At 48.7% G+C, this 13,438-nt stretch carries 5 protein-coding genes; all 5 read left to right on the top strand.

Features of this window, described 5'->3' with window-relative positions:
* Positions 1–2 precede the first annotated feature (2 nt).
* The 5 genes from nirB (at position 3) to ACDJ59_RS21495 (ending at position 13,296) form a co-directional block, all read left to right on the top strand.
* Positions 3–2,117: a nitrite reductase large subunit NirB gene (gene nirB, locus ACDJ59_RS21515; protein ID WP_413405637.1), complete on the top strand. Its 2,115-nt coding sequence runs from the start codon at positions 3–5 to the stop codon at positions 2,115–2,117.
* Between the two features lie 21 nt (positions 2,118–2,138).
* A complete protein-coding gene (nasC, locus tag ACDJ59_RS21510; protein ID WP_413405635.1) occupies positions 2,139–4,271 on the top strand; it encodes an assimilatory nitrate reductase catalytic subunit NasC in 2,133 nt (710 codons plus the stop codon).
* A 343-nt stretch (positions 4,272–4,614) separates the two neighbouring features.
* Entirely contained in the window at positions 4,615–5,034 is a 420-nt protein-coding gene (locus ACDJ59_RS21505; RefSeq protein ID WP_413405633.1) for a hypothetical protein, read from the top strand.
* Positions 5,035–5,058: 24 nt separating this feature from the next.
* Positions 5,059–10,029: a DUF4132 domain-containing protein gene (locus ACDJ59_RS21500; RefSeq protein WP_413405631.1), complete on the top strand. Its 4,971-nt coding sequence runs from the start codon at positions 5,059–5,061 to the stop codon at positions 10,027–10,029.
* Positions 10,030–10,584: 555 nt separating this feature from the next.
* Positions 10,585–13,296: a glycoside hydrolase family 3 C-terminal domain-containing protein gene (locus ACDJ59_RS21495; protein WP_413405629.1), complete on the top strand. Its 2,712-nt coding sequence runs from the start codon at positions 10,585–10,587 to the stop codon at positions 13,294–13,296.
* Positions 13,297–13,438: the final 142 nt, after the last annotated feature.

The raw sequence follows: 13,438 nt of genomic DNA, 5'->3' as shown, positions 1-13,438 counted from the left end.
CCATGAGTAGAAGCAAACTGGTGATTATCGGGAATGGCATGGCTGGAGTGAAGTGTGTCGAAGAGATTATCGAACTGGAGCCTGATACGTATGAGATTGTAATCTACGGCAATGAACCCCGTCCCAACTACAATCGGATCATGTTATCAAAAGTATTGCAGGGTGAGCATTCGTTACAGGATATCATTATCAATGATTGGACTTGGTACGCCGAGCATCATATACGGCTATGTACAGGTGAAACGGTACACCGCATTGATACCCGTGGAAAATATATAGAGACGGAATCCGGACTAAAAGAAACCTATGATGTCCTGATTCTGGCGACAGGGTCTTCACCTTTTATCCCATCGATTCCGGGAATTGATAAAGAGCGGGTCATGTCCTTCCGAACGATTGACGATTGTACGCGCATGTCTGATTATTCTAAAACATATCGCAAGGCTGCTGTCATTGGTGGTGGATTGCTTGGGCTGGAGGCTGCACGCGGGTTGCTGCATCTGGGCATGGAAGCTGTGGTGGTCCATAACGCACCTTACATTATGAACCGGCAGTTGGATCAGAAGGCTGCCGCGATGCTTCAAAAGGAACTTGAAGGGCAGGGTATGTCCTTTCTTTTGGCCAAAAATACGCAGAAAATTACCGGACGATCGCAGGCGCAGGGGCTGCTATTCACAGATGGTTCCAAGCTTGAAGCTCAGGTTGTCATTGTCGCTGTAGGGATTCGGCCAAATGTGGATCTGGCCAGACGAAGTGGAATCGCCACGAATCGGGCAATTATGGTAGATGACTACATGCGCACCAGTGTACCCGATATATACGCAGTTGGGGAATGTGCTGAACATAGGGGAATCAGTTATGGTCTGGTGGCCCCCTTATACGAGCAAGGAAAAGTACTCGCACGTACGCTCTGTGGACAGGAAACGCCTGAATACAGAGGATCAATTCCATACTCACAGCTGAAAGTATCAGGGGTTGATGTTTTCTCGGCTGGCGAGATTAGTGGGGAAGGCATGCAGACTGCCATTCAACATCTGGATGGCATTCAAGGCACATACAAAAAGGTACTGATGCAGGCTGGCAAAGTGCGTGGAGCTATTTTATTTGGAGATACAACCGAAGGAACGGCATTGCTTGGACTTGTGCAACGGGGCGCAGATGTGGCGGAATTGGCTCCGCGTGAAGGCTCCCCAGACCCGGCTGAGATGGCTGCTGCGGCATTACCGGCTCAGGAGACCGTATGTGCCTGCAACAATGTGACCAAGGCTGCCATTATGAACGCTATTCAGGAACAGGGTCTCGAGACGGCAGATCAGGTGAAGGAGCAGACCAAGGCGTCGGGTTCATGCGGTGGCTGTCGCCCGATGGTGGCTGCTCTATTGAAACATACGCATAATCTGAAAAATAACGGGGGTACTGGCGTGGTAGCCACACCAGATAAACCTGCTCCAATGCCTGTGTGCAGTTGTACGGAGCTTGTGCATGCAGAATTGAAGGAAATAATGGCTGACATCGATGTTCTGGAGACAGGGCTACCAGACATATCTTTGATCTTGCAAAAGCTGGGTTGGGGTTCGGAACATGGTTGCTCGGTATGTCGCCCTGTAATTCATTATTACTTACAGGTATCCGGTAGAACGATGGTTGTTCGAGAGATGGAAGGTCACTCAGAGGTTCAGGTGCGCTGGGATGATCAGATCCCGATGTCATCCTATGCGAGGGATGTCAGTGGGGTGGCTGCACAACTTCGTGAGAGTTGGATCGGCGCTGCGATGCCGTCGCCGGTGAATATGGGAGTTGCACCAGGGCCCGGTTCGTTGGTGAGCGCACTGGTGCAGGATATTGGCTTGCTGGCTTCACCAGCTGGATGGGAGATCTACGCAGGCGGTCATGCAGAGCATCCGGTCAAACAAGGCGGCTTGATTGGGGTGGCTGAAACTGAGGTGCAAGCGGCCACACTCGCATCAGCCTGTCTTCAATGGTATCGCCAAACCGCTTGGTATGATGAGCCGTTATGGGCATGGACGGAACGATTGGGATTCATGTCGATTCGGGAAACGCTGCTGGATGACCAGTTACAGAAGGAACTTGCAGCTACACTTCAAGCTGATATATAGATGAAAGGCGGGGATGGAAAGATGGGATTATCCGTGAGTTCAGAACCAACAGCCTCCAAGCTGTATGTAAAGGAAACCCAGTGTCCGTATTGCAGTGTGCAGTGCAAGATGACTGTTGAAGAACTGGCTGCACCTGTTCCAGGCCAGCGTCGTGGTGAGTATACGGTTCAGGGTGTCCCGAATGAAGCCTCTCAGGGCAGGTTGTGTGTGAAGGGCATGAATGCTCATCAACATGCGCTCAGTGGTCAACGATTAATGCATCCGCTCATTCGTCGTAATGGCGAGCTGGAACCCTGTTCCTGGAAGGAGGCCATTCAGACCATCGCAGAGCGGTTTCAGGACTTGAAGGACTCTTATGGAGCAGATACGGTCGGAGTCTACGGAGGCGGATCTTTGACCAATGAGACAGCCTACCTGCTCGGAAAATTTGCCCGGGTTGCATTGGGGACAAAGTATATCGACTATAATGGACGGTTCTGCATGTCAGCTGCGGCTTCAGCTGGCAGTAAAGTGTTCGGGATGGATCGTGGATTGACGTTCCGTCTGTCCGATATTCCCAAGGCGGGCTGCATTGTACTTGCAGGTACCAATATTGCGGAATGCCAACCTACCCTCCTGCCATACTTCAATCAGGCGAAGGAGAACGGAGCCTTCATTATCGTTATTGATCCACGCAAGACGGCAACCGCTGCCATTGCCGACCTCCATTTGCAGGTGAAACCTGGCATGGATGCTCTGCTGGCGGATACCATGATGAAGGTGATTATGGATGCCGGATTGGTGAACCCTCATTTTATAGACGAACGAACGCATGGTTACGAGCAATTGATACAAGGGTTGGCTGATCTGCAACTCGAACAGGCGGCACAAGCGTGCGGGGTTGATCTGGCGCTGATTCGTCAGGCGGCGATGGCATACGGTGAGGCAGAGACAGGCATGATCATGACAGCACGTGGTGTGGAGCAGCAGACGGATGGACATATGGCAGTGAGACACTTTTTGAACCTGGTGCTGGCAACTGGCAAAATTGGCCGAGAAGGCTGCGGATATGGTGCCATCACAGGCCAAGGCAATGGGCAGGGCGGACGGGAGCATGGGCAGAAGGCTGACCAGCTACCGGGCTATCGATCGATTGAAAATGAAGCCGATCGTGCCTATGTGGCATCCGTCTGGGGTGTGGACCCTGCAAGTTTGCCAGGCAAAGGGGTATCCGCCTACGAGATGATAGAGAAGGTCCATGATCAGGAGATTCGGGCGTTGCTTGTAATGGGCTCCAACCCGGTCGTATCCAATCCCAATGTGCGTTTGGTGGAAGAAGGTCTGCGCAAGCTGGACTTTCTGATCGTGGCAGATATGTTCCTGTCGGAGACAGCACGCATGGCTGATCTGGTTCTCCCGGTTACATCTTATATGGAGAATGAAGGTACACTGACCAATCTGGAGGGGCGTGTTCTGCTCCGTGAACAGGGGCGGCCTGCGCCGGGAGAAACGCTTGATGATTGGGATATATTATGCCAGATTGCCGCGCAATTGGGTAAAGCTTTTTATTTTGAATATGACACTGCTGAGGATATCTTTAATGAGCTTCGGGTGGCAAGTCGTGGCGGAGTCGCTGATTACTATGGCATTACCTATGAGCGTTTGCGTAACGGGAAAGGGGTATACTGGCCGTGTTCTGCCCTGGAGGATCAGGGAGAAGGACTGCTGTTCGGTGAACGATTCGCTCACCCGGACGGCAAAGCGGCATTCACATTTGAATCCAGCCCGGGCTGGAATGATATATCTTCGGAGTTCCCCTTAATTCTCACCAATGGGCGTGTGCTGCCTCATTATCTTACAGGGGTGCAGACACATCGAAGTCCGGCACTGGCAGCTCGTGAATTGGAGAACTTTGTTGAACTTCACCCGGCTACCGCTGCCCGTTATCGTATTCACGATGGAGAGTGGGTAGAGATTCAATCGACGTACGGAAGCTTCACGGTTCGTTCGCGCATCAAGGATTCCATTCGGGAGGATACCTTGTTCGTGCCGATGCATTGGGGCGGCATTCAGAATGTGAACCGGGCGACCAGACCAGAGCTAGATCCGTTCTGCCGGATGCCTGGGTTCAAGACAGCAGCGGTAACCATTCGACCTTTGCGCTTGGTTAGATGATTCATACGGGTTTCAATTTATTAAAGGTTCTCAGGCGTCATAAGCTACTCTAAATGGTAGCAAGCGGCTGCGCAGTCCATATTTATATGAGACTGTGCGGCTTTTTTTGCGTATATGTACGCAAGTAGGCCCTAGTTCCGTGGTTCCACGTAAACATGCGGATTGGCTCATGAATATGGATTGAATTTTAGTTATGATGTTCATTAGGGGTACATATGTACGTATTTTATATTTTATTTAGAGACAGATCGTCATTTCGAGTTTAGGATATTCCGCATCGTGGTATAGATATCGGGGCTTATGGAAGCTTCTTCAAAAAGAGCAGGACAAGGGAGGGAATGCAGTGAACGTATGGATAACGGTAAAAAGTCTGGGCAAGCGCAAGCCGGTACTTGCTAAGCAAGCTGCCGAACTTCCGGAAACAACTCATACGTTAAGGCAGCTCATTGAGAACATGGTGGCTCTACAAGTAAAAGCACTTCAGGACAAGAAGAAACAGTCAGAACTGCTCGCCTACCTGATGCCGGATGATATTGAGGCGCAAGGAGCGGCGGGGAAAGTCGGGTTTGGCGCAGTATACAATGAGGGTGTTCCTGATCTGAATGTTGCGATGGAGACAGCTATAACCGCCTATGAGGATGGGTTATATAAAGTATTTCTCAACGATGAAGAATTGCAGGAGCTGGATGAGTCACTTGTTGTAAAAGACGGAGATAACGTGGTGTTTATTCGTTTTACAATGCTTGCCGGACGTCTGTGGTAGAGAGCGATGAAGGAGGAGAACAGGATGAATCAGGAAGAGCAAGTACAGGTGTATATGGATGGATTGCAGGAAAGAGCCAAGTCGTTAACAGGGGTACAGCTTGAGCTGGCAGGCTATGTTGTGGAGATCGCCGGGTCTACGTATTTACGTGGAGACGAAAAGATGTTTTTGAATACTGATAAGTTGCTTGGAAGGTTGGCTGCAGAAACGCAGAAACCATTATTCCAGCCACTATTGGATGTGCTCCAGCATCTGGCAAGCGAGTCATTGGTTGCACGATTCCGTTATATTGCAGAGCGTGCGACTCGTTTCCCATACAGTAACAACTATGAACGCCGCCCTTTCCGCACATCCGATCCGGAGCAGCATGTAGAACAAGTCATCCGTAAACTGATGGGATTGTTCCGTATGGAAATGAAAAATTTCTCCCTGGAGGAATATGTGTCACTTCGTGAGTACAAGCTGGATTATCTGCATGAGATCCGTTGGGTTCTGGCAGATTGTATCGCTTATGAACTGGATCATCAGGGCGGAGATATGAAGCAGGCGCTACATGATATTATCTATGGTGACAATCAGACGGCGCTGTTAACCCATGAAATGATCAAAGGCATATTCATGAGCGATCAGGCGGATGCCTATCAGATGGTGGGTGAGCTACTCGTTGCAGCAAGGTTGCAGGAAGGGCTTCGCCAAAGCATTGTGGAGCGGATGGATGAAGGGACACTGGAAGCCTATATTTACATATTAAAAATCATTATCGACAACAACCTGATTCGTTTCAGTTCCGTGGTAAGAGCGCTTGCCGTATGGACGGGGATCGGTATAGAAGCAGCCAACCAGCGTGTTGCGGCACAGTTGATTGAACAGGCCTATCAGGCGCTTGTGCAACCAGAAGTACGCGAGGCCTGGCAGCAGGAAGCTAACGCCAACAAACTCTTTATCAGTCTTTGGGCGACAGCGGTCATTGAAGAGAATGAATTGAAGAGCAAGATAATCGAGATTATGGATCAAGGTCAGTTATATCAGAAGATTGTTGCTCAATATGTACTGGCTAACAGCCAGAACAGGGAGCTTCGTTTGGACATTGCACGTCGTTATCTGGAGGCGCAGGATACCGAGTTGATGCACTGGATTGTGACCAACTATGATGCGATGTATATGTACAACTGGAGTTTTGAGAATGGAGAGAATCAGCGTAGCGTCTACGTGTGGCCATTGCCTGCTCTTGGAGAAAAGGCCTTGCGGCGTCAGGACTTTGATCGGTTCAAACAGATGCTGGCTGCCATTCCAAAAGGCGGGTCAGGTGGACCATCGGGTGTACTTGAGTATGTTCACTACCGGATTGATACGGATGATGTAGTCAAGAAAATGTTATATTTGGCCGCTTATGATATGGACCCGGAATGGATCGGGGAGGTCATCGCAATCAAGGACCGTTTAAGCCCGGAACTGCGCGGAGAACTGTTGTCCCAGTTTGTTCAGCATCCCGATAATGAGGTGCAAAGACAGTTTGTGTTTGAGAGTTTGTCTGATAAAAGCATCAGTAATCGGGAGAGTGCACTCGCCAAAGCGAAGCTGCTCACGTTGACGGTTGATGAGATGAAACAGATGGAGGCGTTGATGAAGCTCAAAACAGGCTCACTTCGTCAGAAGGTCATTCATGTATTGTTACTGCAACCCGTGGACCAATTGGCGGTCTCGCTGAAGCGACTTTTGCAGGCCAAGAGTGAACTGCAGCGCTTGGGTGCGCTAGAATTATTGACCGAGATTGCGGCAGATCCAGAGCGGATAGATCAGCAGGAGCAATTGCAGCCATTGGCGCAGCTGATTGAGACACCCACTGCCAAGGAACAGAAACTGCTGGATAAGCTGACCGATCAGGGCAGTCGTTACACAGCCTCTAATGGATTTGGTTTATTTGATCCGAAGCGACGTGAGCCATTGCTGGATGAGAAGCGTGATCTCAAGGGCCATAATCCGAAGGATATCTTTACAATCTCTCTGGATAAAACCAGACCATTTCTGGAGGGACTTAGTGAATTAGTGCATGAACACAGGGATCATGAGTATCAAGTGGAATACTACGCTGGCTATAAAGACACATTGTTAGTCGGAGCGAGTCTTCGCTCCAAGGTTCCATATGGAGAGCGGAATGAAATGAAGCAGATGGAACAGTTTCCGCTTCATGACGTATGGGAGAACTATATTCAACATGCCGGGTTCAGCAGTGTGGAACTGATGCAGCTATACATGGCGATACAGCTCCGGGAGTTCAATGGCAATTTGAGCGACCATTACAGTTATTTCCGTGAACAGTATGACTATGACGAATTGCAGAAGATTCCGTTATTGGAAGGCTGGCGCAAGTCGTTTGCTGAACAGATCTATCCTCTGGATGACATCGAAAAGCTGCAGCAGATGCTGGATTCGTTAACGTATAAGGATCAGGTAGTGGCACTGATATCGGCGGCATTTCTGGATAGCGATCCGATTGACACGTTTGAAATAGCTGAGAAAACCTGGGCCTCCATCATCGCGAGTATGCCTGCTGATCGACTCGAGAAAGAGTCAGGCATGCTTCATATTCTGACTGGACCTTGGAATTATGTAGTTCGTGGCAAAATCCATGACGACAACAGCTTCAAACGTTTCTTCCAGACAGCTTACCAGTTCACCAGTCTTGTAGAGAGTAGTCAACCGCTGTCTTTACTGTCACTTGAAGATTTCCTGCGTGCGTACCAGTTGAACCTGATTGATGATCAAGAGATATATCGACAGGTGCTGGTCGGTGGGAATCGTCTGTTGTTTATTCGGGACTTAACATCCACTCGTACAGAGGGGATCGCAAATGATCCGAAGCTGATTCACTTACGGGATACGGTCGTTAATCGGATTCTGGAGATCGAGCTGACCCGGGGAGAACTCTCTACAGAAGTAAGTACACTTGCCATGAAACTGGAACGGATTGAAGGCATGGAACACTGGGTACATCTAGTCTCGGCGATGGATCAGGATACATTTGTCCGTGGATATATCTATAGCTATGGAGACAACACAACACGTAAAGAGACGTTTAGCTATCTAATTCAGAATTGTCATCCACGGGATGGAGAAGATGAGAAGCGTCTTGGGGAATTGCTCCAGAAGTATCCGGTGAATGAGAAAAAATTGCTGGAAGCAGCCATGTACGCCCCGCAGTGGATGGAGATTGTAGCGAAACATCTGGGATGGGAAGGTCTACGCAGTGCAGCTTGGTACTTCCATGCTCATATTAATGAACGCTTTACTGCGGAGAAAGAAACCATCGTGGCCCACTATTCTCCAATCTCACCACAGGACTTTAATGAAGGTGCGTTTGATATCGCTTGGTTTGAAGAAGCCTATGCTGCTGTCGGAGAGGAACGATTCAATCTGTTATACGATTGTGCCAAGTACATTTCCGGGGGATCTAACCACCGCAGATCCCAATTGTTCGCAGATGCTGCACTGGGCAAGCTTCGACTGGACGATATGCGTGATTCCGTGTCAGACAAGCGAAACAAGGATCATTTGTTAACTTACAGTTTGATTCCATTCGCTGTAAATCGCGAACAGGATCTGCGTGAGCGATACGACTTCATTCAGAAGTTCCTGATGCAGAGCAAACAATTCGGTGCACAACGCCGTGCCAGTGAAGGTGTGGCATCACAGATTGCACTGGGCAATCTTGCTCGTAATGCAGGTTATGCCGATGTTACGCGGCTGATGTGGGACATGGAAGCACGTAGGTTGGATGAGATGAAATCTTTCTTTGAACCTCATGCATTGGATGCTGACACGACAGCACAATTGGTCATTGATGAGGAAGGCCAACCCGAGATGGTTATCGTTAGCAAAGGCAAGGCACTCAAATCTGTACCTGCCCGGTTCAAAAAAGATGGATATATCGCTGAACTGAAAGAGCTCAAATCGGATCTGGTGGATCAGTATCGCCGGGCACGACAGGAGCTGGAACGTTCGATGACTGCTGGAACATCCTTTACACGTCAGGAAATTGCCAGACTGATGCAAAATCCGGTTATATATCCGCTGGTAAGAACACTTGTATTCAAGTCAGATGACAAGACGGGGAGATTCGATGTATCGTCCAGTGGTTTGGTTGCTCCAGGACCGGATGGTACGATCCAGGCACTAGCGGAACAGGATCAACTGTTGATTGCTCATCCGCTTCATCTGTATCAGAGCGGAAGCTGGAGTGAATTCCAGCGGGATCTGTTCACACGTCAGGAGCGTCAGCCGTTCAAGCAGGTATTCCGTGAGCTGTATCTTCCTAACGAGGACGAATTGGCTAATGGTACGGTGTCTCGCCGATACGCCGGGTATCAGATTCAACCGAAAAAAGCAGTAGCTCTGCTGAAAGGGCGCCAATGGACTGTCAGTTATGAGGAAGGTCTGCAGAAGGTAAGTTACGAGCACAATCTGATCGCGAATCTCTATGCCATGGCAGATTGGTTCTCACCAGCAGATACCGAAGCACCTACCTTGGAGACGGTGCAATTCTACGATCGCAAGAGCTACAAACCTGTAGCGCTGCAAGATGTGCCGCTGACGTTCTTCTCGGAAGTTATGCGTGATATTGATCTGGTGGTCAGCGTTGCACATGTGGGAGGCGTAGATCCGGAAGCCAGCCTGACAACAATCGAGATGCGTCACGTCATTGTGAACGAGTCGTTACGTCTGCTGAAGATCGACAATGTACGTCTTGACGGGAATTACGCACGAATTGATGGTGAATTGGGTGAGTATGCTGTTCATCTGGGGAGTGGTAATGTGTTTAAACAAGCCACAGGTGCACTTCATATTGTTCCGGTGCACAGTCAGCATCGGGGTCGAATCTTCCTGCCATTCCTGGATGAAGATCCGAGAACAGCTGAGATTCTGTCCAAGGTGATGTTGCTCGCCGAAGATAAAAAGATCAAGGACCCGCAGATTCTTGCACAGTTACAGAATTAGAAGTGAACGAACTAGAAGTGAACCGCCCTATATAAACCATAAAGGCAGCTGAAGAACCTGTTAAAAGGGACCTCAGCTGCTTTTATATTTTTGGATATTTCAATGGACCGGATTGGTTCCGTTTACAAATAGACTTAGGACCCAGAGCGTGTGGTATATTCCTTAATCTGATAATTAATTGCATTAATTGGTGATCGGGAGTGGGTCGAACCGACTGTTTTTAAAAGTAAAGAATTTGTTCTAAAGTAGTTACGGAAATGTAAATAATTCGTTTTCTTGTTTTGTTATCTGAATTATTAATATGGTGATTCCAAAGAACTAGGCTTGTTCCAATCGGTCATTTACCAAATTTAAGGGGATGTAATTCATGATCATGTCGGCTATCGTTAGGAAGCGAAATCTGCTGACTTGCTTGCAGGCTGCAGTTTCAGAAGCCATGTGCAGGAAGACCTGAATGCTTGAAAGACTGGGATCAAGCCAGTTTGCATTCCCTTGTATACATGTATTCAATATGTGCACAAGAAAAATGATCAAGAGAGAAGGAGAACTTACAACATGAACAGAAGACTCAATCTGATTTTCCTCAAACGATGGTTTATGTTATTAATCATCGTGGCGGTTGCGGCTATGCCGCTGCACGCCTTCGCCGCGGAGGCGGAATCCGGGGCTGATCGGCCTTGGATGAACACATCTCTATCAGCGGAAGAACGCACCGAGCTGCTGCTCAAGGAGATGACGCTGGAGGAGAAAGTTGGATTCGTAACCGGTAAAGTAAATAACTATTATGGTTTCTATAATGATGGATTGGAGCGCCTCGGCATTCCGGCATTACAGATGGCAGATGGACCCGCAGGAGTACGTGTGGCTAACCCGGATGTGCAGGACAAAAAGTCCACGGCATTGCCTGCACCCATCGCGCTTGCCGCTTCTTGGGATACCAATCTGGCCAAGAAATATGGCGATCTGATCGGTCAGGAAGCACATGATACAACACATAATGTAGTGCTCGGCCCTGGGCTGGATATTGCACGTACACCATGGGGTTCCCGGAACTTCGAATCTCTCGGGGAAGATCCGCTACTGGCTTCCGGCATGGGTGCAGCGTATGTGAACGGGATTCAAAGTAATCCAGTTATCGCTACAGCGAAACACTATATCCTGAACAACCAGGAGACGGAACGTTTCACGACCAATGCAACAGCCAGCGAACGTGCCATTCAGGAAGTCTATGCACGTCCGTTCCAGGCGATGGTCGAAAAAGCGAATCTTGGTTCAGCAATGTGTTCATTTAACCAGGTGAACGGTACATATGCTTGTGAGAACAAGGAGATGCTGACCAATGTCCTTCGGGATCAGTTTGGCTTCGAAGGGTTTGTCATGAGTGACTACGGTGCAAACTTCAGCACAGCCAAGTCCGCCAATGCGGGTCTGGATCTGGAGACACCGGGAGAGCCTTACGGCAAATGGGGAGACAAATTGCTGGAAGCCGTGAACAATGGCGAAGTCAGCGAGCAAACCATTGATGAGAAGGTTAGACGCATTTTGCTTCAAATGTTCGATAAAGGGCTGTTTGATAGTCCTGTAACAAATACACAAATCAATGCCAAGAAAGACGGCAAACAGGCACGTGAAATTGCAGAAGAGAGCATGGTTCTTTTGCAAAACAACGATAATGCGCTGCCGCTGTCCAAGAAAAACGTGAAATCCATCGCTGTCATCGGTCCGGATGCAGATAACGCATCTGCTGCTGGTGGAGGTAGCAGTCTGGTTAATCCGACGTATACTGTAAGTCCGCTTCAAGGCATTCGTAACCGTGCCGGTAACGGTGTGGATGTAAAATATGCTGCCGGAACGGATCCTATCTCCGCAGGAGATGCATTTAATGGACCATCCGCCGTACCTTCTACTCTTTTATCACCAGCGGATGCTCAGGAAAGTGAAAGAGACTATGGTACAGATCGCGCGGAATACGGTCTGCGTGCTGAATACTGGACGAATAAAGATATGGAGGGTAATCCTTCTTTGGTCCGTACAGATAATCAGGTCAACATGAATCTTGGATTCTACAACTATGAAGGTTTTAACGCACAATCTTCCAAGCTTCCAGTGACACCAACGAAATTCAATGCCAAAATGTCTGCTCGTTGGACAGGGGCGATCACAGCACCTCAAACGGGTGAATATAAACTGTCCCTGACCAGTCTAGGTTCTGCGAAACTGTATGTGGATGATAAGTTACTCGTAGACAATCAAGGTGAAACATTGAGTACAACAAAGAAAGAAATCACATTCAAAGAAGGCGAGTCCCACAATATTCGAATTGAGTATCGTACGGATTTCCCGGTACAGACTAATCATGATATGGGTGCACAGGTTCGTTTTGGCTGGGAAGCTCCAGAAGACGCTGTTGATATCAAGATGCAAAAAGCAGTTGATTTGGCGAAAAAATCAGATGTTGCCGTAGTGGTAACACGTACGTATGACAGTGAAGGTTATGTCGACCGTTCCGATCTGGAACTGCCAAATAACCAGGAGCAGTTGATCCGCAAGGTGGCGGCAGCCAATCCGAAAACGATCGTGGTGCAAATGAGTGGTCGTGCTGTCGAGATGGACTCCTGGCAAAAAGAAGTGCCATCCATCGTTCAAGCTTGGTACGCAGGTCAGGAACAAGGTAATGCAGTGGCACGTGTGCTGTTCGGTGATGTGAATCCATCTGGTAAGTTGCCGGTGACGTTCCCATCAGATGATTCCCAGACCCCGGTATCCACTTCGGAACAATTCCCGGGTGTGAATGGGGTGGGTAACTACTCCGAGGGTATTTTTGTAGGATACAAAGGATATGACAAAGAAGGCATGACACCGGCGTTTGCCTTTGGACACGGACTGTCGTATACCGATTTTAATTATCGTAATCTGCATGTGAAGAACACTGGCAAAGGCGACAAAGCAACTGTAGAAGTATCCCTCAACCTGCGCAATACCGGTAAAGTTTCCGGGGCAGAAGTTGTACAGGTTTATGTCGGCAATCTGCCAACCAAAGTTGAAACGCCGGAGAAACAACTTGCTGGCTGGGCGAAGGTTGATCTGAAGGCAGGCAAGCAGCAACGGGTCAACATTCAACTGGATCGCAGCGCATTGTCCTATTGGGATGAAACATCGCATGAATGGGTAATGCCTAAGGGTAAAGTTCAAGTGTATGTTGGCAGTGCATCGGATGATATTCGTCTGACAGGCAGTGTGAATATCGGAAGCAAGTCTGGTAAATAAAAGTGCAATCAGGGAGATCGAAAAGTTGTTCTCCCAGTGAAGTTATTTGCGTTAAATGCAGTTTGTTCTACTTCATATATATAGGAAATTGAGTCGTGGCCCAGTGGCCGCGGCTTTTTCCACAATGGAAGGAGAGTGAAGC

It is taken from the genome of Paenibacillus amylolyticus, assembly GCF_047302515.1.
Classification (GTDB): domain Bacteria; phylum Bacillota; class Bacilli; order Paenibacillales; family Paenibacillaceae; genus Paenibacillus; species Paenibacillus amylolyticus_G.
This window is presented reverse-complemented; position numbering and strand designations above follow the sequence as displayed.